Origin of the sequence: Rhodanobacter sp. FW102-FHT14D06 (assembly GCF_043950705.1) — a bacterium.
GTDB lineage: Bacteria > Pseudomonadota > Gammaproteobacteria > Xanthomonadales > Rhodanobacteraceae > Rhodanobacter.
This window is the reverse complement of sequence record NZ_CP170722.1, coordinates 4,091,768-4,115,102: the sequence shown is the minus strand read 5'-3', so window position 1 is coordinate 4,115,102 and position 23,335 is coordinate 4,091,768. Positions and strand designations below refer to the sequence as shown.

General features: G+C 67.3%; 25 protein-coding genes. 19 read left to right on the top strand and 6 right to left on the bottom strand.

Translation table 11 applies throughout. The annotated features are described in order from the left end of the window. Positions 1-102 precede the first annotated feature (102 nt). The 6 genes from rpsF to radA all read left to right on the top strand — a co-directional run bounded on the left by rpsF (position 103) and on the right by radA (position 5,828). On the top strand, positions 103-528 hold the full coding sequence (gene rpsF, locus ACFCQI_RS18730) for a 30S ribosomal protein S6 (RefSeq protein ID WP_395119207.1): 426 nt from the start codon (positions 103-105) through the stop codon (positions 526-528). Positions 529-543: 15 nt separating this feature from the next. After that, positions 544-774 carry a 30S ribosomal protein S18 gene (gene rpsR, locus ACFCQI_RS18725; RefSeq protein WP_007081973.1) on the top strand — a complete coding sequence of 77 codons (231 nt, stop codon included), beginning with the start codon at positions 544-546 and terminating at the stop codon, positions 772-774. Between the two features lie 218 nt (positions 775-992). Continuing rightward, positions 993-1,442, top strand: coding sequence for a 50S ribosomal protein L9 (gene rplI, locus ACFCQI_RS18720; protein WP_395119205.1), 450 nt, complete (start codon positions 993-995; stop codon positions 1,440-1,442). Between the two features lie 278 nt (positions 1,443-1,720). Beyond that, a complete protein-coding gene (locus ACFCQI_RS18715) occupies positions 1,721-3,115 on the top strand; it encodes a replicative DNA helicase (protein ID WP_395119203.1) in 1,395 nt (464 codons plus the stop codon). A gap of 151 nt (positions 3,116-3,266) precedes the next feature. Continuing rightward, positions 3,267-4,355: an alanine racemase gene (gene alr / locus ACFCQI_RS18710; RefSeq protein WP_395119201.1), complete on the top strand. Its 1,089-nt coding sequence runs from the start codon at positions 3,267-3,269 to the stop codon at positions 4,353-4,355. Positions 4,356-4,442: 87 nt separating this feature from the next. Next, the gene (gene radA, locus ACFCQI_RS18705) at positions 4,443-5,828 is read left to right on the top strand and encodes a DNA repair protein RadA (protein WP_395119199.1); all 1,386 of its coding nucleotides are present in this window, start codon (positions 4,443-4,445) and stop codon (positions 5,826-5,828) included. 18 nt (positions 5,829-5,846) lie between these two features. Here radA and ACFCQI_RS18700 read toward each other — a convergent pair whose 3' ends face one another. Beyond that, positions 5,847-6,647 (bottom strand): inner membrane protein YpjD, encoded by an 801-nt coding sequence (locus ACFCQI_RS18700; RefSeq protein ID WP_395119197.1) that lies wholly within the window; start codon positions 6,645-6,647, stop codon positions 5,847-5,849. Positions 6,648-6,743: 96 nt separating this feature from the next. On the opposite strand from ACFCQI_RS18700, the gene ffh reads away from it, so the two are divergent. The 5 genes from ffh (at position 6,744) to rplS (ending at position 10,341) form a co-directional block, all read left to right on the top strand. Continuing rightward, the gene (gene ffh / locus ACFCQI_RS18695; RefSeq protein WP_395121407.1) at positions 6,744-8,123 is read left to right on the top strand and encodes a signal recognition particle protein; all 1,380 of its coding nucleotides are present in this window, start codon (positions 6,744-6,746) and stop codon (positions 8,121-8,123) included. Between the two features lie 195 nt (positions 8,124-8,318). Next, positions 8,319-8,576 (top strand): 30S ribosomal protein S16, encoded by a 258-nt coding sequence (gene rpsP / locus ACFCQI_RS18690; RefSeq protein ID WP_395119195.1) that lies wholly within the window; start codon positions 8,319-8,321, stop codon positions 8,574-8,576. 2 nt (positions 8,577-8,578) lie between these two features. Next, on the top strand, positions 8,579-9,094 hold the full coding sequence (gene rimM / locus ACFCQI_RS18685) for a ribosome maturation factor RimM (RefSeq protein ID WP_395119193.1): 516 nt from the start codon (positions 8,579-8,581) through the stop codon (positions 9,092-9,094). A gap of 33 nt (positions 9,095-9,127) precedes the next feature. After that, positions 9,128-9,901: a tRNA (guanosine(37)-N1)-methyltransferase TrmD gene (trmD, locus tag ACFCQI_RS18680; RefSeq protein ID WP_395119190.1), complete on the top strand. Its 774-nt coding sequence runs from the start codon at positions 9,128-9,130 to the stop codon at positions 9,899-9,901. A gap of 44 nt (positions 9,902-9,945) precedes the next feature. Continuing rightward, positions 9,946-10,341 carry a 50S ribosomal protein L19 gene (gene rplS, locus ACFCQI_RS18675; RefSeq protein ID WP_395119188.1) on the top strand — a complete coding sequence of 132 codons (396 nt, stop codon included), beginning with the start codon at positions 9,946-9,948 and terminating at the stop codon, positions 10,339-10,341. Positions 10,342-10,479: 138 nt separating this feature from the next. On the opposite strand, the gene ACFCQI_RS18670 is transcribed toward rplS, so the two are convergent. Together ACFCQI_RS18670 and epmB are read right to left on the bottom strand one after the other, a co-directional pair. Further along, positions 10,480-12,522, bottom strand: a complete 2,043-nt coding sequence (locus ACFCQI_RS18670) for an EAL domain-containing protein (RefSeq protein WP_395119186.1) — start codon at positions 12,520-12,522, stop codon at positions 10,480-10,482. A 133-nt stretch (positions 12,523-12,655) separates the two neighbouring features. Beyond that, positions 12,656-13,666: an EF-P beta-lysylation protein EpmB gene (gene epmB / locus ACFCQI_RS18665; RefSeq protein ID WP_395119184.1), complete on the bottom strand. Its 1,011-nt coding sequence runs from the start codon at positions 13,664-13,666 to the stop codon at positions 12,656-12,658. 89 nt (positions 13,667-13,755) lie between these two features. Between epmB and efp the strand changes: the two genes are divergently transcribed. The 7 genes from efp to folE2 all read left to right on the top strand — a co-directional run bounded on the left by efp (position 13,756) and on the right by folE2 (position 19,542). Beyond that, positions 13,756-14,334, top strand: coding sequence for an elongation factor P (gene efp, locus ACFCQI_RS18660; RefSeq protein WP_136258394.1), 579 nt, complete (start codon positions 13,756-13,758; stop codon positions 14,332-14,334). 218 nt (positions 14,335-14,552) lie between these two features. After that, positions 14,553-15,884, top strand: a complete 1,332-nt coding sequence (locus ACFCQI_RS18655; RefSeq protein WP_395119182.1) for a TRZ/ATZ family hydrolase — start codon at positions 14,553-14,555, stop codon at positions 15,882-15,884. Between the two features lie 14 nt (positions 15,885-15,898). Continuing rightward, positions 15,899-16,153, top strand: coding sequence for a YciI family protein (locus ACFCQI_RS18650; protein WP_395119180.1), 255 nt, complete (start codon positions 15,899-15,901; stop codon positions 16,151-16,153). A 92-nt stretch (positions 16,154-16,245) separates the two neighbouring features. Then, the gene (ubiG, locus tag ACFCQI_RS18645) at positions 16,246-16,950 is read left to right on the top strand and encodes a bifunctional 2-polyprenyl-6-hydroxyphenol methylase/3-demethylubiquinol 3-O-methyltransferase UbiG (protein WP_395119178.1); all 705 of its coding nucleotides are present in this window, start codon (positions 16,246-16,248) and stop codon (positions 16,948-16,950) included. Next, positions 16,947-17,630, top strand: coding sequence for a phosphoglycolate phosphatase (gph, locus tag ACFCQI_RS18640; RefSeq protein WP_395119176.1), 684 nt, complete (start codon positions 16,947-16,949; stop codon positions 17,628-17,630). Before ubiG ends, gph begins: the two co-directional genes overlap by 4 nt. Continuing rightward, positions 17,627-18,481 carry a phytoene synthase gene (locus ACFCQI_RS18635; RefSeq protein WP_395119174.1) on the top strand — a complete coding sequence of 285 codons (855 nt, stop codon included), beginning with the start codon at positions 17,627-17,629 and terminating at the stop codon, positions 18,479-18,481. Before gph ends, ACFCQI_RS18635 begins: the two co-directional genes overlap by 4 nt. A 113-nt stretch (positions 18,482-18,594) precedes the next feature. Then, on the top strand, positions 18,595-19,542 hold the full coding sequence (folE2, locus tag ACFCQI_RS18630) for a GTP cyclohydrolase FolE2 (protein WP_395119172.1): 948 nt from the start codon (positions 18,595-18,597) through the stop codon (positions 19,540-19,542). 12 nt (positions 19,543-19,554) lie between these two features. Here folE2 and yidD read toward each other — a convergent pair whose 3' ends face one another. Continuing rightward, positions 19,555-19,866, bottom strand: a complete 312-nt coding sequence (gene yidD / locus ACFCQI_RS18625) for a membrane protein insertion efficiency factor YidD (protein ID WP_395121406.1) — start codon at positions 19,864-19,866, stop codon at positions 19,555-19,557. 92 nt (positions 19,867-19,958) lie between these two features. Between yidD and dksA the strand changes: the two genes are divergently transcribed. Further along, positions 19,959-21,137 (top strand): RNA polymerase-binding protein DksA, encoded by a 1,179-nt coding sequence (dksA, locus tag ACFCQI_RS18620; protein ID WP_395119170.1) that lies wholly within the window; start codon positions 19,959-19,961, stop codon positions 21,135-21,137. Between the two features lie 155 nt (positions 21,138-21,292). Here dksA and ACFCQI_RS18615 read toward each other — a convergent pair whose 3' ends face one another. Together ACFCQI_RS18615 and cysS are read right to left on the bottom strand one after the other, a co-directional pair. After that, on the bottom strand, positions 21,293-21,727 hold the full coding sequence (locus ACFCQI_RS18615; protein WP_395119168.1) for a SufE family protein: 435 nt from the start codon (positions 21,725-21,727) through the stop codon (positions 21,293-21,295). Positions 21,728-21,782: 55 nt separating this feature from the next. Beyond that, on the bottom strand, positions 21,783-23,156 hold the full coding sequence (gene cysS / locus ACFCQI_RS18610; RefSeq protein ID WP_395119166.1) for a cysteine--tRNA ligase: 1,374 nt from the start codon (positions 23,154-23,156) through the stop codon (positions 21,783-21,785). Positions 23,157-23,335: the final 179 nt, after the last annotated feature.

The window sequence follows — 23,335 nt, the reverse complement described above, 5'->3', positions numbered from 1 at the left end:
TTCTGTCTGCACCCGAAAGGGCACGGGCGGGACACTTGCCTCACCGCACTGACGGGAGGCTGCCAGGCCGCTTTGGCCGCATCCACAAGGAGTCAACCCACGATGACCCTGCGTCATTACGAAGTCGTATTCATGGTCCATCCGGACCAGAGCGAGCAGGTTCCGGCCATGCTCGAGCGCTACAAGTCGCTGATCGAGGCCGACGGCGGCAAGATCCACCGCCTGGAAGACTGGGGCCGGCGCCAGCTGGCTTACCCGATCGTCAACCTGGCCAAGGCACACTACGTGCTGCTCAACATCGAAGTGAGCCAGAACGCGCTGAACGAGCTGGAGTCCGGCTTCCGTTTCAACGACGCCGTGCTGCGCCACCTGGTGATCCGTCGTGACGAGGCCGACATCGAGCCGTCCTTCATCCTGAAGTCGAAGGAAAAGGACGACGCCAAGTCCAGCCGTCGCCGCGACGACGACAACGATGGCGAGAGCCGTGGCCATGGCCACGCCGACAACGATCGCGACAGCGACGACTGATCAGGGAGCACCCACATGTCCAAGTTTTTCCGCCGCCGCAAGTTCTGCCGCTTCACTGCCGAAGACGTGAAGGAGATCGACTACAAGGATCTCAACACCCTGCGCCAGTACGTCACCGAGAACGGCAAGATCGTGCCAAGCCGCATCACCGGCACCAAGGCGCGCTACCAGCGCCAGCTGGCCACCGCGATCAAGCGCGCGCGCTTCCTCTCGCTGCTGCCGTATACCGACAACCACGACGTCTGACCCGCCGTTTCTTCTCCCCTCCGGGGAGAAGATGCCCGCAGGGCAGATGAGGGGCGGGTGCTCGCGACAAGCTTCATCGAAGTCTCTTCGACAGGCACCATCGCAAGTCCGGCCCCTTACGCCAGCCCTCTCCCCCGATGGGGAGAGGGTGCAAGACTTCGGACAACCGTCCTCTGGCTGCGTCGGGCCACACCGGCGCTAACGAACAGGAAAGCATCATGGAACTCATTCTTCTGCAGAAAGTCCGCAATCTCGGCAACCTGGGTGACAAGGTCACCGTGAAGCCGGGTTACGGCCGCAACTACCTGCTGCCGCAGGGCAAGGCCGCGCGCGCCAATGCCGCCAACCTGGCCGCATTCGAGCAGCGTCGCGCCGAGTACGAGGCCAAGGCCAACTCCGTGCTGGCCGACGCCGAAGCGCGCAAGGCCAAGCTCGCCGATGTGGCGGTGACGATCCCGGCACATGCCAGTGCCGAGGGCAAGCTGTTCGGTTCGGTCGGCCCGCGCGACATCGCCGAGGCCCTGGCCGCCGAAGGTCACGCCGTCCACAAGGGCGAAGTGATCCTGGGCGAAGGCCCGCTGCGCACCACCGGCGAGTTCGAGGTTGCCGTGCACCTGCACGCCGACGTGCACACCACCGTCAAGGTGATCGTGGTCAGCGACAAGTAAGTTCCGGTCCATCGGAAACGTCCGGGCGCCGCGAGGCGCCCGTTTGTTTTTCGAGGGCCGGGAATGGGGAACAGGGCATCGGAAACGACCTGGTCGCTGCCTTCGATTCACCACTCCCGATTCCCCATTCCCGGCTTTATCCCCAGCCATCCCCAACATATCCACAGAGTTGTTGTCTCGACGCGTGAGACGCGGCCGCGCATGATGTGTCGACATGTCCGCCCACCTGCGGTCGGCGCCTGCGGCGCCGGTGGCGGGGTCGTTCCCGAGGTAATCCGATGTCCTTCGTCCCAGAGCGCAAATCCTCCTCCGCGGCGATCGAGGCGTTGCGGGTGCCGCCGCATTCCATCGACGCGGAGCAGGCGGTGCTGGGCGGGTTGATGCTGGCCCCCGGCGCGCTGGACAACGTCGCCGACCGGCTGGCCGAGGACGATTTCTACCGCAAGGATCACCGGCTGATCTGGCGCGCGATCAACGAGCTGGCCAACAAGGGCATGCCGTGCGACGCGGTGACCCTGGGCGACTGGTTCGAGAGCAATGGCCTGGCCGAGATGGTCGGCGGGGCCGGCTACCTGATCGAGCTGGCCAACAGCACGCCCAGCGCGGCGAACATTGCCGCCTATGCCGAGATCGTGCGCGAGAAGTCGGTACTGCGCCAGCTGATCGACGCCGGCACCTCGATCACCGAGGACGGCTACCGGCCCGAAGGCAAGAGCGTGCACGAGGTGCTGGAAAGCGCCGAGCAGCGCGTGTTCCACATCGCCGAATCCGGCGCCCGCGGCAAGAAGGATTCCGTCTCGATGCGCGAGGCGGTGAAGGATGCCTTCAAGCTGCTCACCGAGCGCTACCAGAACCGCGGCCAGCTTACCGGCGTCAGCACCGGCTTCACCGACCTGGACGAGCTCACCTCCGGCCTGCAGCCGTCGGACCTGATCATCGTGGCCGCGCGCCCCTCGATGGGCAAGACGGCCTTCGCATTGAACATCGCCGAGACTGCGGCGCTGGGCAGCAAGAAGGCGGTGGTGGTGTTCTCGATGGAGATGTCCTCCTCGCAGCTTGCATTCCGCCTGATCTCCTCGGTGGGCCGCATCCACCAGCAGCATCTGCGCAATGGCACGCTGGAGGAGGAGGACTGGCCGCGCGTCTCCAATGCCATCGCGCTGCTGTCCGACGCCAAGATCTTCATCGACGACACGCCCAGCCTGTCGCCGGTGGAGTTGCGTTCGCGCGCGCGAAGGCTGCATCGCGAGCACGGCGGTCTCGGCCTGATCGTGATCGACTACCTGCAGCTGATGCAGGTGCCCGGCAACACGGAGAATCGCGCCACCGAAATTTCAGAAATCTCGCGTTCACTGAAGGGGCTTGCCAAGGAGCTGAACGTGCCGGTGATCGCCCTGTCGCAGTTGAACCGCTCGCTGGAACAGCGCGCCGACAAGCGCCCGATGATGTCCGACCTGCGCGAGTCCGGCGCCATCGAACAGGACGCCGACGTGATCATGTTCATCTACCGCGACGAGTACTACAACAAGGAATCGCAGGACAAGGGCATCGCCGAAATCATCATCGGCAAGCAGCGCAACGGCCCCACCGACACCTGCAAACTGACCTTCCTCGGCCACTACACCAAGTTCGTGAACTACGCACCGGACTCGTTCGTGGGCGGGTTTGATTGAGGCGGGGAATGGGGAATCGGGAATCGGGAAGAACCGGCGGTCTTCGAAGCGCTTCTGAGGGCTTGCCGAATCTGGAACGCCAAGTCGTATCTCAAGGTCGCATGCTTTTCCCATTCCTTGTCTCCGATGTCCCATTGCCGGGCAAAGCCCCATGAGCCGCACCACCGTCGCCACCATCCATCTCGGTGCGCTGCGCCACAATCTGGCGCGGCTCAAGGCCATGGCGGCGCCGGCGAAGGTGATGGCGGTGGTCAAGGCCGATGCCTACGGGCATGGGCTGGAGCGGGTGGCGCGTGCGCTGGATGGCGAGGCCGAGTGCTTTGCGGTGGCGGCGTTGGGCGATGGCCTGCGCCTGCGCGCGGCGGGGCATCGGCAGCGCATCGTGGTGTTGTCCGGGCCGGACAAGCCGGGCGACCTCGCCGAGATGCAGCGGCTGCAGCTGGAAGCGACCATCCATCACGAGGCGCAGTTGCCATGGCTGGCCGCGATGGCGCCGGTGCGCGGGCGGCTGCGGGTGTGGCTGAAGGTCGACAGCGGCATGCACCGGCTGGGCTTCGCGCCCGGGCGTGTCGCGGCGGTGCATGCGCAGCTGGCCGCGATGGCCGGCATCGATCCCGAGATAGGCCTGCTCACGCATTTTTCCGATTCGGAGGTGTTCGACGGCCCGCAGACGCCGGCGCAGATCGCCCGCTTCGCGGCGGTGACGGACTCGTTCGCCGGCCCGCGCTCGCTGTCCAATTCCGCCGCGGTGCTCGGCTGGCCCGACGCGCGCGGCGACTGGGTGCGCACCGGCGGATTGCTGTACGGCTTGTCGGTCGTCGAGGGCAGGCATGGTGGCGATTTCGGCTTCCGCCCGGCGATGACGCTGTCCACCCGGCTGATCGCGATCAACCGGATCGGCCGAGGCGAGCGCATCGGCTACAACGGCACTTGGACCTGTCCCGAGGACATGCCGGTCGGTGTGGCCGCGGTCGGCTACGGTGACGGCTATCCGCGCAGTGCCGCCGCCGGCACGCCGGTGCTCGTCGGCGATCGCCGCGTGGCATTGATCGGCCGGGTCTCGATGGACCTGATCACGCTCGACCTGCGCGGCGCACCCGACGCGACGATCGGCGACCGGGTGACGCTGTGGGGGCCGCAGCTTCCGGTCGAAACGATCGCCGCCGCGGCCGGCACGATCTCCTACGACCTCACTTGCGGCATGACCCGCCGTGTGCTTTTCGTCGAGGATGAAGGCTGACATCGTTGCGCGCCGCGCGCGTCTCGCCGCCTGCGATGGTCGCGCACTAAACTCGTTGTCCTCCGTCGCTACACTCGGGAAATCCGCATGGCCAAAGCCAGGACCGCCTACGTCTGCACCGAATGCGGCGCCGAGCACAGCAAGTGGCAGGGACAGTGCGTCGAGTGCGGGGTGTGGAACACGCTCAGCGCGATCGTGCTGGAGCCGGCCACGGCGGGCAAGGCGTCGGCAGGTGCACAGCGTTCCAGCTATGCCGGCGCCGCTGCGGGCGCGCCGAAGATCACGCCGCTGACCGAAGTGATGCTGACCGCCGACGCGCGCACGCTGACCGGCATCGGCGAGCTGGACCGCGTGCTGGGCGGTGGTCTGGTGCAAGGTTCGGTGGTGCTGATCGGCGGCGATCCGGGCATCGGCAAGTCGACCCTGCTGTTGCAGGTGCTTGGCACGCTGGGTCTGCAGCTGCCCAGCGTCTACGTCACCGGCGAGGAGTCGCTTTCGCAGGTGGCCGCGCGTGCGCAGCGCCTGGGCCTGGCGCTGGAGCCGCTGCAGGCGCTGGCCGAGACCTGCATCGAACGGATTCTCGAACAGGCCATGGCCACGCGGCCGAAGGTGCTGGTGATCGACTCGATCCAGACCATCTGGACGGAATTGCTGGCCGCCGCGCCCGGCTCGGTGTCGCAGGTGCGCGAATCGGCCGCCAAGCTCACCCGCTTCGCCAAGGAGACCGGCACGGCAGTGTTCCTGGTCGGCCACGTGACCAAGGAGGGCGGCATCGCCGGCCCGCGCGTGCTCGAGCACATGGTCGACGCGGTGCTGTATTTCGAGGGCGAATCGGGCAGCCGTTTTCGCGTGTTGCGCGCGTTCAAGAACCGCTTCGGCGCGGTCAACGAGCTGGGCGTGTTCGCGATGAGCGACAAGGGCCTGCGCGAGGTGCCGAATCCGTCGGCGATCTTCCTTTCCTCGCACAGCACTCCGACATCAGGCAGCGCGGTGATGGTGACCCGCGAGGGCACGCGCCCCTTGCTGGTCGAGGTGCAGGCACTGGTCGACCAGTCCTCGCTGGGCAACCCGCGCCGGGTCACCCTGGGCCTGGAGCAGAACCGGCTCGCCATGCTGCTTGCCGTGCTGCACCGGCATGGCGGCGTGGCAGCGTACGACCAGGACGTGTTCGTCAACGTGGTCGGCGGTATCCGCGTGCAGGAAACCGCGGCCGACCTGCCGGTGCTGCTGGCGGTGCTGTCCAGCCTGCGCGATCGCCCGCTGCCGGAGCACATGGTCACCTTCGGCGAAGTGGGCCTGTCCGGCGAGATCCGTCCGGTGCCCAATGGCGAAGAGCGGCTCAAGGAAGCGGCCCATCACGGCTTCCGCCGCGCGATCGTGCCCAAGGCGAATGCGCCGAAGAAGGGCAGGGTCGGCGAGATGGAAGTGATCGGTGTGGAGCGGCTGGGAGAGGCGATCGACGCCTGCCGCTAGAACCGGTCGCGGGCGGATTCAGCCCATCGTGCGCTGCAGGATCACTTCCAGCACGAATTTCGAGCCGAAGAACGCCAGCCCCAGCACCGCCATGCCGATCAGGGTGAGGTTGACGGCGCTGCGCCCGCGCCAGCCATGGCGCCAGCGACCCCACAACAAGGCCCCGAAGATCAGCCATGCCACGACGCTGAGCACCGTGGTGTGCACGAGGTGTTGCGCACGGATATTGGCGATGAACAGGAAGCCGCTCAGCAAGGTCAGGGTGAGCAGCGCGAATCCGGCGCCGATCAGGCGAAACAGCAAGGCTTCGGTCTGGGTCAGCGGCGGCAGGGCGCGAACCAGCATGCCTGGCCGGCGCGCGCGCAGCGCGCGCTCCTGCACCGCCAGCAGCAGGGCGAGTACCGCCGCGATCGACAGCACGCTGTAGGCAAGCAGCGCAATCACCACGTGCAACTGGATCTGCCAGTCCATGGGCCTGGGCACGGTCGGCGGCGCCAGGAACACGTCCAGCGCCAGCAACAGTGCAGCCAGCGGAAACACGATCACGCCCAGCCCGGCGACCGGTCGCGACAGGTTCACCAGCAGGGTCAGCGCAGCCACCACGCAGGCCACCAGCGACAGCGCGGCGAAGAAGTGCAGGTCGAGCCGGCCGCCATGCGCTCCCAGCAGGACCGCTGCGTGCAGCAGGACCGCCACCGTTGCCGTCGCCAGGCCGAGCCGCCGCGGCGAGCGCGGACAACCCGTCAGCGGAGCAGCCAGCAAGGCGGCGCCGCCGGCGTAGAGGGCGATGGCGAGAATGGAAGGAAGAGTCAGCGGCATGACGGTGAAGTGTCGCACAGGGCCCGGCCGGGTTGCATGCGGGAGCCGATCGATCCGTCCGCTATAATCATCCTTTTCCTGTTCGCCGGTTTCGCCATGTTCGAGTCGCTCAGCCAACGCCTTGCCACCACCGTCAACCGACTGCGCGGTCGCGGCCGGCTGACCGACGAGAACATCCGCGAAGCGCTGCGCGAAGTGCGCATCGCGCTGCTGGAGGCGGATGTGGCCTTGCCGGTCGTGCAGGCGCTGATCCAGCGCATCAAGGTGCGCGCGGTCGGCCAGGAAGTGGCGCGCAGCCTGTCGCCCGGTCAGGCGCTGGTGAAGGTGGTCAGCGATGAGCTGACCATGGTGATGGGCATCGCCAACACCGAATTGAACCTGGCCCAGCAGCCGCCCGCGGTGGTGCTGATGGCTGGCCTGCAAGGCGCGGGCAAGACCACCACGGTCGCCAAGCTGGCGCGGCTGCTGACCGAGCGCAAGAAGAAGAAAGTGATGGTGGTCAGCTGCGATGTCTATCGTCCGGCCGCCATCGAGCAACTGCGCACGCTGGCCGGGCAGGTCGGGGTGAAGTTCTTCCCCTCCGAGGTGGGCCAGGACCCGGTGCGCATCGCCAGGGACGCCATCGCCGCCGCGCGGCGCGAGCTGGTCGACGTGCTGATCGTCGACACCGCCGGCCGCCTGCATGTGGACGAGGCGATGATGGCCGAGATCAAGGCTTTGCACGCCGCGATCACGCCGATCGAAACCCTGTTCGTGGTCGATTCGATGACCGGCCAGGATGCGGCCAACACGGCCAAGGCGTTCGACGAGGCGCTGCCGCTGACCGGCGTGATCCTGACCAAGAGCGACGGCGACGCCCGTGGTGGCGCGGCGCTGTCGGTGCGCTACGTTACCGGCAAGCCGATCAAGTTCCTCGGTGCCGGCGAGAAAACCGACGCGCTGGAACCATTCCATCCCGACCGCCTGGCCCAGCGCATCCTCGGCATGGGTGACGTGCTGAGCCTGGTCGAGGAGGTCGAGCGCAAGGTCGACCAGGACAAGGCGCAGAAGCTGGCCCAGAAGGTGATGAAGGGCAAGCGCTTCGACCTCAACGACATGAAGGATCAGCTGGAGCAGATGGGCAACATGGGCGGCCTGGCCGGCCTGCTGGACAAGCTGCCCGGCGTCTCCAGCCTGCCTGACAGCGTGAAGTCGAAGGTCAACGACGGCGAAATGAAGAAGATGATCGCGATCATCAACTCGATGACCGGCAAGGAGCGCCGCCACCCGGACCTGCTCAACGGCTCGCGCCGTGCCCGCGTGGCGCGGGGCTCCGGCACCCAGCCGGCCGACGTCAACCGGGTGCTCAAGCAGTACATGCAGATGGAAAAGATGATGTCCAAGCTGGGCAAGGGCGGCAGCAAGGGCCTGATGCGGCAGATGCGCGGCGCGATGAAGGGCATGGGTGGCATGGGCGGGCTGCCGCCGATGCGCTGAAGGCGAGAAACGAGCGGAGAGGAGTGAGAAACGAGAGTGGAGCGCCGAGCTGGCTTTCTCTCGTTTCCCACTCCTCTCCACTCACTCCTGCCTTCCCAAGCCTTCCCTTTTCCCGAAAATCCGCTAAAATGCCCCGTTTCCCGCGCACGACTCTCGTGCGCCTGCCGCTGATTCGGCAATTTCCGGAGTTTTACCATGGTCAAGATTCGTCTTTCGCGCGGTGGCGCAAAGGGCCGTCCGTTCTACCACGTCGTGGTGACCGATCAGCGCAGCAAGCGCGACGGCCGCAACATCGAGAACGTCGGCTTCTACAATCCGGTCGCCTCCGGCAAGGACAAGCGTCTGGAGCTGAACGTGGCGCGCGTGCAGGAGTGGGTCGGCAAGGGTGCGCAGATGAGCGACAAGGTCGCCGCCCTGGTCAAGGAAGCCGGCAAGCAGCAGCCGGCCGCCTGAGCATGACGACAGCCGGTCGGCGCGTCCTGATCGGGCGCATCGTCGGGCTGTATGGCGTGCAGGGCTGGCTGAAGATCGAATCCTTCGCCGAGCCGCGCATGCGGATCTTCGATTACCAGCCGTGGCTGCTCGGTGCAGCGCCAGGCGCGGAAAGAGAGGTCTCCGGCGTGAAAGGTCGACCGCAGGGCAAGGGCATGGTGGCCCAGTTGCCCGGGGTGGACGATCGGGACCAGGCGGCAGCGTTGATCGGTACCGACATCCATGTCGCCCGCGAACAGCTGCCTCCCGCGGCGAAGGGCGAGTATTACTGGGTCGACCTCGAAGGACTCGATGTCGTCACCACGGACAACGTGGAGCTGGGGCGGGTCAGCCACCTGTTCGCCACCGGCGCCAACGATGTCGTGGTGGTCAGGGACGGTACGCGCGAGCGGCTGATCCCCTTTGTCCAGGGGTCGTATGTGCGTTCGGTGGACTTGTCCGCAGGGCGCATGGTGGTGGACTGGGATCCCGAATTCTGACGTCGCCGGCTTGTGGGCAGAGGATCAAGGATCATGCGCATCGATGTCGTCAGCCTGTTTCCCGACTTCGTGCGCCAGTGCGCCGCCGTCGGTGTGGTGGGACGCGCGCAGCAACGCGAGCTGCTGCAGGTGGAAGCCTGGAACCCGCGCGACTACGCCACCGACAAGCATCGCAGCGTGGACAGCAGCTCGTATGGCGGCGGTCCGGGCATGGTGATGATGATCGAGCCCTTGCGCACCACCTTGAAGGCGATGCGCGAGGCGGCACCGGAACCGGTGCATCTGGTTTATCTCAGTCCGCAGGGAGCGCGGCTGACGCAGGGCAGGGTGGAGGCGCTGGCGAAGCTGCCGCGCATCGGCCTGCTCTGCGGACGTTACGAAGGTGTGGACGAGCGTCTGCTGGCGCACGAGGTCGACGAGGAGCTCTCCATCGGCGATTATGTGCTGTCCGGCGGTGAGCTTGCCGCGGCGGTGGTCATCGACGCGGTGGGGCGCTTGCAGGATGGCGCGTTGAACGACGCGCAGTCGGCCGAGCAGGATTCATTCTCCGATGGCCTGCTGGATTGTCCGCATTACGGAAAACCGGTGCAGGATGCGCTGGGTGAGGTACCGGCGGTGTTGCTGTCCGGCGACCATGCGGCAATTGCCCGCTGGCGCCTCAAGCAATCGTTGGGTCGCACCTGGCTGCGCCGCCCGGACTTGTTGTCGCAGCGTGGCCTGGATGCGGCATCCCGGGCCTTGCTGGATGAATTTCGCCGTGAACATGCCTCCGGGCAGTCGACACGGCAAGACGATGCGGCCGAGTGACGGCCGCAGCCTTGATATCGCAAAAGTGAACCGACAGGTGCGCCATGAACAAGATCATTGAACAGTTCGAATCCGAGCAGATCACCCGCCAGCTGCCGGACTTCGGCCCCGGCGACACCGTGGTGGTCAACGTGAAGGTGAAGGAAGGCAACCGCGAGCGCGTGCAGGCGTTCGAGGGCATCGTCATCGCCAAGCGCAACCGCGGCCTGCATTCGGCCTTCACCGTGCGCAAGATCTCGCACGGCACCGGCGTGGAGCGCGTGTTCCAGGCGCACAGCCCGACCATCGACTCGGTCTCGGTGAAGCGCAAGGGCAAGGTGCGCGGCGCCAAGCTGTATTACCTGCGTGGCCTGGAAGGCAAGGCCGCCCGCATCAAGGAAGACATCGCCGCTGCCGCCGCCGCCAAGGCGAACGCCAAGGCGGCTGCCGCTGCCGAGTAATCCTCGCTGCGAAGGCTGCATGAAAAGACCCCCGCGGATCGCTCCCCGGGGGTTTTTGCTGTTTGATTCCGGCCATTCGGCGAAAACCGCCTGATGTTCCTGCGATCGGATCCCGAACCCCGGGTCCCGAGGCAGCATTCATTCCAGCCGCTGCGGCACCTGCAGGAAGTTGCCCTGCACGAAGTCGACGCCGCAGGCGAACAGCAGCGACGTGCTGGTGGCGTCCTCGACCCACTCGGCGATGGTCAGGCGCTTCAGTTCGTGTGCCTGCTGGCAGATCTCGGCGACCTTCTTCTGGCTGTCGGCATGCTGCGGCAGGTCGGCCATGTGGCTGCGGTCGATCTTGAGGTAGTCGGCGTCGATGTGGTTCAGCAGCTGGAACGAGTTCAGGCCCGAGCCGAACTGCTCCAGCGCAAAGCCGCCACCCATCTTCTTCCACGCGTTGACGAACTCCTGCGCGGGTCGCAGCAGGGTCATCACCTTGCTTTCGGTCATCTCCAGCACCAGGCGACCGTGTTTCAGCCCGGCCTTGCCCAGGCGCTCCTTCAGCCATGGCAACAGGCTGTCGTCCTGCAGCGAGGCGGCGGTGAGCTTGATGAAGAACGTGGTCGGCTGTCCCTGCGGCTCGCGCGCCTGCAGGATGCGGATGGCCTGGTCGAGCACCCAGCGGTCGACCGCCCCGGTGAGGTTGTGCTTCTCGGCGATCGGCATGAAGAAGCCCGGCAGCACCTCGCCCTGCGGTCCGTTCATGCGCAGCAGGATCTCGGAGAACTCGCCCTCGGCGTCCTGCAGGCTGATCGTCTGCTGGTGATACAGCACCAGACCGTTGTTGGCCAGCGCCTGCTGCAGCAGGTCCAGCCAGTAGCGCTCGCGCTCCTCGTCAGCCTTCTCCCGCGCCGCCGGGTCGTGCAGTTCGACCTGGCTGCCGCCCAGATTCTGCGCGGTGCGCAAGGCGTGGCTGGCCTGGTTGAGGAGCAGCTCGCTGTTGGCGTTCTTCTCGCCGAGCAGACTGCCGCCGACGCTGGCGGTGACCGTCAGCGAACGTGTGCCGGCATCGAAGATCTCGCTGCCGACGCTGTGCTGCAGCTTGGCGATCCACTCGCGGATCGCCTCGTCCGAACGCGAGTCGAGGGCCACGCCGAAAGTGTGCTCGGCGAGCATGCCGGCGATGTCGGTGGCGCCCAGCAGCATGCGGATGCGCCCGGCGAAGCCGGCCAGCAGTTCATCGGTCTTGCCCAGGCCGATGCCGCTGACCAGCGAGGCCCAGTTGTCCGGTTCGATCAGCAGCAGCGACTGGCCCTTCTTGCCCTTGGCTGCCTCGGTCACCGCATCGTCGATGCATGCCAGCATGTGCTGGCGGTTGTACAGGCCGGTGACCGGGTCGCGTTGCAGCTGTTCCAGCACGGCCGGGTCGACGACCTGGCGGCGGAACACGATCTGCAGGCAGCGCTCGCCCTCGAAGGTCGCCGGGGCGAACTCCACGGTGGCATCAAAGCGGCTGTCGTCGGCGCGACGCGCGCGCAACGGCAACTGGGCCGGGAACTTGCCCTGGTGGGCCTGGCCGCGCAGCAGCGCCTTCATCTCATCGGCATTGGCCGAGTCGATCATGTCCAGCAGCGGCATGCCCAGCAGGTCGTCGAAACTCTCGTAGCCGAAGGTGTCCAGGTAGGCCTGGTTGGCGCGCACGTGCATGCCCTCGTGCACGTAGGCGATCGCGTCCGTGGAGGAGTCGAGCAGGGCGTCGCAGCGGCGCTCGGTTTCGCGCAGCGCGGTGTGCAGCCAGCGCACCTGGCGGCGCGTATGCAGGGATTCGAATTCGCGCTTCAGCACCGCGATGAGCTGCTTGGGGTGGGTGCGCGAGGCCACGCCGCGGGCGCCATGCACGAACAGGTCGGCGACCAGTTCGTTGTCCATGTTGCTGACCAGGCCGACCAGCGCGAAATCGCGGCCGGAGGCCTCCATCACGCCCATGGTTTCGTCCAGGCTGACGTCGGTGACCGAGGGGTCGAACATCACCACGTCAGGCTCAAGCTCGCCCACCGCCGAGCGGATCTGCTCGATGTTGGTGGCCCGCGCCGGTCGCACCGCGATGCCGCTGTTGCGCATCAGGCTGATGATCTGTTCGGCCTCCTCCAGGGAGTTCTCGACGAACAGGATCTTGATGACGAAGTCTTTTTTCATGGGGCGGGGCGTGGGTTCCGGGCAGGGCGGGCGCCCTTGACGGGTCCGCATGGTCGATGGCAATGAGTGTTTGTAGCGGATTCCGCTGTCGCTCGCCACCGGTGCGGCAGCCCCGGACCTGGCCGGTGGCGGCTCACAGCGGCCGCTTGGCCGGGTCGCCCGCCACCTCGCGTACCAGTCGCGGCACCAGGTAGCCGGGCAGGCGCGCGCGCAGGGTGTCCAGCAGCGCGAGCGCGGTGTCGTCGGCCACCTCGAAATGGGCGGTGCCGTGGACCCGATCCAGCTGGTGCAGGTAATAGGGCAGCACGCCGGCGGCGAACAGGCGTTCGGAAAGATTGGCGAGCGCGTCGGCATCATCGTTGACGCCGCGCAGCAGCACCGACTGGTTCAGCAGCGTCGCACCGGTCTCGCGCAAGGCGGCGCAGGCCGCGTCGACGCCGGCGTCGAGTTCGTTGGCATGGTTGGCATGCAGCACCACCACCTTCTGCAGCGGGAGGCCGGCCAGCCAGGCCAGCAGGGAGTCATCGACCCGCTCGGGCAGTACGACCGGCAGGCGCGTGTGGATGCGCAGGCGGATCACCTGCGGCAGCTCGGCCAGGCCGCGGGTCAGCTCCTCCAGCTTGGACGTGGCCAGCGACAGCGGATCGCCGCCGGAGAGGATCAGTTCGCGGATCGACGGGTCGGCGCGCAGCCGCTCCAGCGCCTCGCGCCAGTGCGAGGCGGCGGCGATTTCCTCGCCGTACGGGAAGTGCCGGCGGAAGCAGTAGCGGCAGTTCACCGCACAGCTGCCGCTGGCGATCAGCAGCGCGCGCCCGTCGTACTTGTGCAGCATGCCGTGGCCGGCCTTGGCCGAGAGGTCGCCCACGGCGTCGAGGGTGAAGCCGGCGACCCGGTCATGTTCGGTGCGCTGGGGCAGCACCTGCAGCAGCAACGGATCGCGCGGATCGCCGCGGCGCATCCGCGCGACGAAACCGCGCGGCACGCGCAGGGCGAAGCCGGCGTCGTCCGGCGGCAGCAGGTCGGTGCGGTCGCCCAGGCCCACCGCCTGCAGCAGTTCGGCAGGGTCGGTGATGGCGTTGCGCCAGAGCTCGCGCCAGTCGGTTGCAGGCGACGATAGGCGGGCACTGGGGCTTGCGGTTATCATGGAGAGCCTTCGGCGGGCCTCTTGGCCCGTGAAAAGATACCCATTTTAGCCGTCCTGCGGGGCGGTTTTACCTTTGGAGCAGACAGCGCATGGCGACCCTCGGCCTCAACGACGTCAAGACGGGCAAGAAGATCCTCCACAACGGCGATCCCTGGATCATCACCGAGGCCGACTTCATCAAGCCGGGCAAGGGCCAGGCGTTCACCCGCATCCGCATCCGCAACCTGAAGGACGGCCGCACCACCGAGCAGACGCTGAAGTCCAGCGACTCGTTCGAGGAGGCCGACGTCACCGACACCGACATGCAACTGTCCTTCATCGACGGCATCGGCAAGGACCGCCTGTGGCACTTCATGAACATGGAGACGTTCGAGATGGTGCCGGCCACGCAGGCCGCGATGGGCGATGCGTGGAAGTGGCTCAAGGGCGAAGAGGAGTGCGTGGTCACCCTGTTCAACGGCAACATCGTGGCGGTGCAGGCGCCGAAGTTCGTCGAGCTGAAGATCGTCGAGACCGACCCGGGCGTGCGCGGCGACACCTCCGGCGGCGGTGGCAAGCCGGCCACGCTGGAGACCGGTGCGGTGGTGCGCGTGCCGCTGTTCGTCGGCCAGGATGAAGTCATCAAGGTCGACACCCGCACCGGCGAATACGACAGCCGCGTCAAGTGACGAACCGGCGCGCGGGCCATGCCCGCGCCTTTGCCGGTTCGTCATCCCTGCGCAGGCAGGGTCCAGTGAAACACTCGTGCGCAGCACGCCTCATCCTGCGCACAAGCAACCGCAGCAACATGGGATCCGGGCTTTGGCCGGGATGACGAACACGGGGCGGGCACCATCGAGGGGTGTGCCGCCCCTTCTCGCATTCACCCCTTGCAAGTGAGTGAACGATGACCCAGACCACCCCGCAATCCATCGACCTGCTGATCGAGGCGCGCTGGGTGGTGCCCGTCGAGCCGCATGCGGTGGTGCTGGAAAACCACGCCGTGGCCATCGACGGCGAGCGCATCGTGGCGCTGTTGCCGATCGACGAGGCCCGCGCCGCCTATGCGCCGCGCGAACGCGTCGAACTGGGCGAGCACGCGCTGATCCCCGGCCTGGTCAACAGCCACACGCACAACCCGATGACCCTGCTGCGCGGCCTCGCCGACGACCTGCCACTGATGGTCTGGCTGCAGCAGCACATCTGGCCGGCCGAGGCCAGGGTGATCGGCCCGGAGTTCGTGCGCGACGGCGTGGAACTGGCCGTGGCCGAGATGCTGCGCGGTGGCACCACCTGCGCCAACGAGAACTATTTCTTCCCCGACGTGATCGGCGCGACCTATCGCAAGCTGGGCTTCCGCGCGGTGGTCGGCCTGCCGGTAATCCAGTTCCCCACCGCCTGGGCGAACAGCCAGGACGAGTATTTCGCGCGCGCCGGCGAGGTGCATGACAGCTTCCGCGGCGATCCGCTGGTCAGCACCGCGTTCGCGCCGCATGCGCCGTACACCGTCTCCGACGAGAGCTTCGAGCGCATCCGGCTGCAGTCCGACCAGCTCGACATCCCGGTGCACCTGCACCTGCATGAGACCGCGCACGAGATCGAGGAAGAGAAGAAAAAGAGCGGCCTGCGCCCGTTCCAGCGCCTGCAGCGCCTGGGCCTGGTCAACGACCGCCTGATCGCGGTGCACATGACCCAGGTCACCGAGGGCGAGATCGCCGCCTGCGCGAGCGCCGGTGTCTCGGTGGTGCATTGCCCGGAATCCAACCTCAAGCTCGCCTCCGGCTTCTGCCCGGCGGAGCAGTTCCGGCGCGCCGGCGCGAACCTGGCGATCGGCACCGACGGTTGCGCCTCCAACAACGACCTGGACATGTTCGGCGAGATGCGCACGGCGGCGCAGCTGGCCAAGGCGGTGGCACAGGACGCCGCCGCCTTCGACGCCGCCTTTGCGCTGCGTGCGGCGACGCTCAACGGCGCGCGGGCGATCGGGCTGGAAGCGCGCATCGGCTCGATCGAACCCGGCAAGCAGGCCGACCTGGCTGCCGTGCGCCTGAGCGACCTGGAGACCCAGCCGCTGTTCCACGTCGCCTCGCAACTGGTGTATGCGTGCAGCCGCCAGCAGGTCACCGACGTGTGGATCGCCGGGCACCGCAAGCTGGCCGCGCGCGAGCTGATCGACATGGATACCGCGGCGATCCTGGCGCGAGCGCGCGCCTGGCGCGAGCGGATCGCCGCAACTTGAGTGGGAGTTTTCCGATGAATCGTTACCTGGTTTTGCTGATCCGCCGGCCGCAGTTCGACGCGGCCGTGGTGCCGCAGCATCTGGCCTATCTGGACCAGTTGCGCGGCGAGGGCAAGGTGGAGCTGTCCGGCGGCTTCGGCGACAAGTCCGGCGGTGCCTACCTGCTGCACGCGGCCGACCTCGCCGAGGCAACGGCGCTGGTGCAGCGCGACCCCGCGCATGTCAGTGGCGGCTGGGACATCACGGTGCACGAATGGCAGGCGTCTTGACTTTTGCGCTCATCCATGAGCGTGAAAATCAAGAGGCGGCCATCCATGGCCGCACTTTTCAATAAATTCGTGGATTCAACGTGGACTCGAACATGACCGCCGCCAATGTCAGCCCCGCCGAAATCGCCCGCTTCGACCAGCTGGCGTCCCGCTGGTGGGACCCCGACGGCGAATCGCGACCGCTGCACGACCTCAATCCGGTGCGCACGGCCTACATCGCGGCACGCGCGGAACTGCGCGGTGCCCGCGTGGCCGATGTCGGGTGCGGCGGCGGCCTGCTCAGCGAATCGCTGGCCCGTGCCGGTGCGCACGTCACCGGCATCGATCTGGGCGAGAAGGTGATCGACATCGCCCGCTTGCACCTGCACGAGTCGAACCTGCAGGTCGATTACCGGGTGCAATCCTCCGCCGAGCTGGCGGCTGCCGAAGCGGCGTCGTTCGACGTGGTGTGTTGCATGGAGCTGATCGAGCACGTGCCCGATCCGGCGGCGCTGGTCACCGACCTGGCCGCGATGCTCAAGCCCGGCGGACGGTTGTTCATGTCCACCATCAATCGCACGCCAGCGGCGTTCGGTGCGGCGATCCTGGGCGCCGAATACCTGCTGCGCATGCTGCCGCGCGGGACACACCACTACGCGCAATTCCTCAAGCCCTCCGAATTGTCGCGATTGCTGCGCGGCGCGGGGCTGGAGCTGGAAGACGTCAGCGGCCTGGCCTACAACCCGTTCCGCCGCGAGGCACGCCTGAGCTCTCTCACGGCAGTCAATTACGTGCTTTGCGCGCAGAAGCCGGCATGAGCAAGCCGCTGCCTTCATCCGTCGCCGGCGTCCTGTTCGATCTCGATGGCACCTTGCTGGACAGCGCGCCCGATCTGTACGCCGCGCTGCAGGCGCAGTGCGCCGAGGAGGGCGTGGCATCGCCCGCCTACGCGCCCGTGCGCGAGGTGGTCTCGCGCGGTGCCCGCGCGGTGCTGCGTTGCGCGTTCGCCTCGCGCGGCGAGGCGGTGATCGAGGCGCTGGTGCCGCGCTACCTGCAGTTGTACGAGCAGGTGATGGCCCGCGACACGCGCGCCTTCGACGGGGTCGACGACCTGCTGGCGCGGCTGGAAGCGCGAGGCCTGCGTTGGGGCATCGTCACCAACAAGGCGGCATTCCTGACCGACGAACTGTTGCGCCGGATCGGCTGGTCGACGCGCGCCGCCGCCGTGGTGTGCGGCGACACCTTGCCGGTGAAAAAGCCCGATCCGGCACCCGTGCTGCTGGCCTGCGAACGCGCAGGACTGGTGCCGGGCCAGTGCCTGTTCGTCGGTGACGATCGCCGCGACGTGCAGGCCGGCGCAGCGGCGGGCGTGTTCACCGTGGCCGCGAGCTGGGGCTACCTCGACGGCGGCGATCCGCACGCCTGGGGCGCCGATGTCGTGCTGGATCGGCCCGCCGCCTTGGCCGAGTTGCTGCGACTGGAGTCGGCGACGGCATGAGCGAACCAACTGGGCAGAACGCGGTGTTGCAGGGCTTCATCGACAAATGGCTGGCCGCGCAGCCGCAGCAGCGCGTGGCGCTGGCCTTCGTCGACGGCCGCCGCCATCCGGGCCACGTGGCGCTGGCCGCGCTGGAGCAGGAGCTGCTGAGCGCGGCTTACGGCATCCGCGAGCCGCAGGTGGCCGCCGCCAAGCTCGGCTGGTGGGCGGAGGAACTGGCCGGTGCGGCGGCCAGCGGCGGACGGCATCCGCTCACCCAGGTGCTGTTCGATGACGAACGCGCTCACGCGATCGCCACGGAGCTGTGGCTGGCACCGGTATTGGCGGCGATGGCGCAGCTGGAGCAGGGCACGGCGGCCGATTACGCCGACCAACTGCAGGCGGCGATGCCGCTGCACGGTGCGCTGGCCGCACTGGAGACGGCATGGTGGTATGGCGCTGCGGCCTCGCCCGAGCGCGCGACCCGGGTGGCCGTGCTCAATCACTTGTTGCATGCCTTGTTGCACCTGGACGCAGACGCCGAACGCGACCGCCTGCCACTGCCGATGGCCCGGCTGGCACGCCACGGGCTGGATCGCGCGCAACTGCGCAAGCCTTGCGCACCGCGGCAGCAGGCGATCCGGGCGCAGTTGCAGGATTTGCTCGGCGACTGGCGCGCTGCCGATGCGCTGGGCGGGCCACTCAGCGTGTTCCGTGCACTCGAGTCGCGTCAGGCCTGCGCGCTGGCGCGCCGCGCGCTGCATGCCGACGAGGCACTGGCCGTGTTGCAGGCCGACTGGTCGCGCACGCCGTGGTCGACGCCGTGGCGGGCGTGGCAGGCCGCCCGTGCATGGCGGCGCCAGACACAGTAGTTTTGCGCGAGCGGACGCAGCGTTTCCGTGGCGACACCATTGTGAGGTGGCCGCCTTGCCCCAAGATTGGCGGTTTCGCGGCGGCTCGTCGCGCCGATGCCAGGATCTCCTCCATGCCCAGCCAGGAAAACACCGCCCGCTTGCTCCCCGACGTGGCCGTCCACGCACAGCCGCATCTTGCCGGTGCGCTGGATTGGGTCGGCATGGCCGAGATCCAGGTGCCGGTGTTGTTCGACGCGGGCGATGGACAAACGCAGCGCTCCAGTGCCCGCGTCGGTGCCTTCGTCAATCTCAAGCGACCGGACAAGCGCGGCATCCACATGTCGCGGCTGTACCTGCAGGTGGAGCAGGCGTTGAGCACGCAGACCCTGAGCGCCGACATGCTGCACTCGCTGCTGCGCGGCTTCCTCGACTCGCACCAGGATCTGTCCGACCGCGCCTGCCTCAGCATCCGCTTCGAACACCTCGTGCGCCGGCCGGCACTGAAAAGCGCGAACAGCGGCTGGCGCGCCTATCCGGTGTGCATCGAGGCCAGCCTGGTTGGCGACCAGTTCCTGCTGGAGTTCGGCACCGAGGTGGTCTATTCGTCGACTTGCCCGGCCTCGGCGGCGCTGTCGCGGCAGCTGATCCAGGACCAGTTCATCCACGATTTTGCGCCCGGCGAGGCGCTCGATCATGCCGCCGTGCTGGCGTGGCTGGGCAGCGAGAAGGGCATCGTGGCCGCCGCCCATGCGCAGCGCAGCGTGGCGCGCCTGCGCGTTCGCCCGGCGGCCGACGCCGGCTTCCATCTGGTCGGGCTGATCGATCGGGTCGAAAGCGCGCTCGGCACGCCGGTGCAGACCGCGGTAAAGCGCGAGGACGAACAAGCCTTCGCCTTGGCCAACGGCGGCAACCTGATGTTCTGCGAGGACGCCGCCCGGCGCATCCAGAAGGCACTCGATGCCGACGACCGCCTCGGCGATTTCCACATCCGGGTGGAACACCAGGAGAGCCTGCATCCGCACGACGCCGTTGCCTATGCCAGCAAGGGCGTGGAAGGCGGCTACGGTTCCATCGGTTAGGCCGCGCGATCGTCAGCGGGAGTGCGGCACATCCGGATCACGCGGCGCGTCGTGGTCGCGGCAACTCGCAAAATGAAAATGTTCCGGCACCGGATCTTCTCCGCCGGGACACAGCGGCTGGCAGCGCAGCAGTCGCCATGCGGCCAGCAGGCTGCCCCGCCACGGACCGAAGCGGATGACCGCAATCCGTGCATAATCGGAACAACTGGGGTGGAAGCGGCAGCGAGGGCCAAGCAGGGGGCTGAGCCAGCGCTTGTACAAACCAAGCAACCACAGTATGAATCGGGAGAGGATGTTCACGGATACCGAAGCGGCGTGCGCCATGTAGTGGTACAAGTATTCCAGAAGCAGGCTTGCCGGTGTTGAATGCATCGGCTATAACACGCGGCCCCCAAGGCCAATCAGGGTGAAGGGATATGGCGAAGACCAAAGCGAGTTCGACCGCCGCCAAGGCGCACAAGGGCAAGACGCCCAACAAGGCTGGCACCAAGGCCGTCAAGTCGAAGCCGGTGGCAGGCAAGGGGCAGGCTGCCAAGGTCGCCGCGAAGTCCCCCGCACGGGCCGCCGCGAAACCCGCCAGCAAGGCCACCCCGAAGAAGGCTGCGCCGCACACCAAGGCCTCCAGGCCGACTGCCCACGCACCGGCCAAGAAGGCCGCGGCGGGCAGCAAGGCCGCCAAGGGCAGGACGCCGGCGAGCAAGGCCGCGGTGAAGAAAGCGCCGGCGAAGAAGGTCGTTGCCAAAAAAGCCGTGACGAAACATCCCGTCGTGAAGCATCCCGCAGTGAAGAAGGCTCCCGCGAAGAAGGTATCGCCCGGGAAGGCTGCAGCGGGCAAGGCACCGGCCAGCAAGGTCGCGGCGAAGCCCGCGGCGAAGAAGCCGGCGCCCCGGTCGGTGCACGGCAAGGCCGCCAAACCGGCGGCACCGGCAGCCAAGGCGCCGGCAACCCACGCGGCACGACCGGAGCCGGTCGCGGCGACCATCCACCATTCTCCTTCACCCGCGAGCAGGCTCTTCAAGGGCAAGGTGGCAAGCGCCACGGCCATGGTCAGCGCTCCCGGGAATCATGCTTCCTCCCACAAGAAATCGAAGAATTCGTCGTCCCCAATGAATAAACTGGCAACAAAAACTCTAGACAGCGGCGTCACCCGTGAAGACGGGCGATACGCCTTGCCCTCCACCAGCACGATCTCCTTGCCCAAGGGTTATCGCCCGAGCAGCGACGAGGAGTACATGAACCCGCGACACCTGGCCTACTTCCGCAACAAGTTGCGTGAATGGCGCGACCAGCTGGTGGAAGAGTCGCGCCAGACCATGGACAACCTGCGGGAGGAGGTGCGCGACGTCGGCGACGAAGCCGAGCGCGCTACGCGTGAAACGGAGAACTCGCTGGAGCTGCGTACCCGCGACCGCTATCGCAAGCTGATCTCCAAGATCGACAAGGCGCTGCGCCGGATCGAGGAAGGCAGCTACGGCTTCTGCGAGGAGACCGACGAGGAGATCGGCGTCGACCGCCTCGACGCGCGCCCGATCGCCACGCTCTCGCTCGACGCCCAGGAACGCCGCGAACATCTGCAGAAGCAGATGGGGGACTGAGCAAGGCGCGCCGCTTCGCGATGCAGCAAAAAGCCCCGCTTCGAGCGGGGCTTTTTGCGAGGAGCGAGTGAAGATGAGTGGGAGAGGAGCCGGAGCGCGAGACGCCGTTGCCTTCTCTCATTCCTCACTTCTCTTTGCTCGCTTCCCTTCCGTGCTCACTTTTGTCCCGCCGCTGCCGCGGCGTATCCCTTCAACTTTGCCAGCATCGCCGTCAGGCCGTTCGAGCGGGTGGGTGAAAGGTGCTTGGCCAGGCCGATCGTGCCGATGAAGCCGGGTTCGGTGGCCACGATCTCCGCGGCCGGGCGGTCGGAGTAGACGCGCAGCACCAGCGCGATCAGGCCCGAGACGATGGCGGAGTCGCTGGTGGCTTCGAAGTGCATGCACGACGCATCGCCACTGGGCACCAGCCACACCATCGACTGGCAGCCGTGCACGCGCCAAGCTTCGGTCTTGCACTCCTCGGGAAACGGCGGCAATTGCCGCCCGAGGTCGATCAGGTACTGATAGCGCTCGCTCCAGTCGCCGAGAAAGGCGAACTCTTCGGCGATTTCCTGCTGGGCCTGGTCGGTGCTGCTGGCGGCGATATTCATGCGGCCATTATCGCGCGTAGCAGGGTGGGAAATGAAACCCGCTCCGGCATGGCCGTCAGGCCTTGGCGATGCTCCACCGCGTGCCCTGTGCACCATCCTCGATCACCACGCCCATCGCGGCCAGCTCGTCGCGGATCGCGTCGGCGCGGGCGAAATCGCGGGCGCTGCGGGCGACGCGACGCGCTTCCAGCAAGGCCTCGACTTGCGCGGCATCCACGTGCACGCCGCCGGAGTGCTTGAACCATGCTTCCGGGTCCTGCTGCAGCAGGCCGAGCAGGGCGCCGCCGCCGAGCAGATCGGCCTTGGCCGCGGGCGTGCCGTGTTGACGCGCGGCGTCTGCAAGCACGGCCAGTTCGGCCAGCGCCAGGGGCGTGTTGAGGTCGTCGCAAAGCGCCGCTTCGACGGCGGCCGGCACGGGCAGCCGCGATGCGTCGATCGCCACGTCGGCAAGGTCGCGCAGCACCCGGTACCAGCCGTCCAGCGTGCTGACCGACTGCTGGATGGCGCCGTCGGACCAGTCCAGCGGCTGCCGGTAGTGGCCGCTGAGCAGGCGCAGGCGCAGCGCCTCGGGCGGGTGGAGTTTCAGCAGCTCGTGCACCAGCAGCACGTTGCCCAGCGACTTGGACATCTTGCGGCCGTCGAAGGTGAGCATGCCGTTGTGCATCCACCAGCGCGCGAAGGTCTTGCCGCCGTGCGCGCAGGTGGATTGCGCGATCTCGTTCTCGTGATGCGGGAACAGCAGGTCGACGCCGCCGGCGTGGATGTCGATGGTCTCGCCCAGCTGCGCGGCGCACATCGCCGAGCACTCGATGTGCCAGCCGGGGCGCCCGCGCCCCCACGGGCTGTCCCAGCCGGCCAGTTCGGGCGTGGAGGGCTTCCACAGCACGAAATCGGTGGGGTTCTTCTTGTATGGCGCGATTTCCACGCGTGCGCCGGCGATCAACTCTTCGGTGTCGCGGCCGGAGAGCGCGCCGTAGTCGGGGTACGAGCCGACGTCGAACAGTACATGGCCTTCGGCCGCGTACGCGTGGCCGCCGGCGATCAGCGCCTCGTTCATGGCGATGATCGCGCCGATGTGCGCGGTGGCGTGCGGCTCCAGGTCCGGCGGCGCAATGCCCAGCCCGGCCATGTCCTCGCGATAGGCGAACGCGTAGCGCTCGGTGATGATCGAGATCGGCACGCCTTCGGCCAATGCCGCGGCATTGATCTTGTCCTCGACGTCGGTGATGTTGCGGGCATACACCACCTGCGGGTAGTGCCGCCGCAGCAGCCGCGCCAGCACGTCGAACACCACCGGCCCGCGCGCGTTGCCGATGTGCACGTAGTTGTAGACCGTCGGTCCGCACAGGTACATCGTGACGCGCGCGGGATCCAGCGGAACAAACGGTTCGGTGCGGCGCGTCAGGCTGTTGTAGAGCGAAATCGGCATCGGTCACATCCGCGAGGGAGTCGGCGGTCGGGCGGGGCAGGTTGCGCATCTTAACAAGCGACGATGCCGCTCGTGCCCCGCGGATCGCCCGCTCCTGGCCGGACCCGGCGATCCGTGATGCCGTCGGCCTTGCGGCAAACGGTCGCCACGGCTGAACAGGCCGGTCCGGCCTAAGCGTG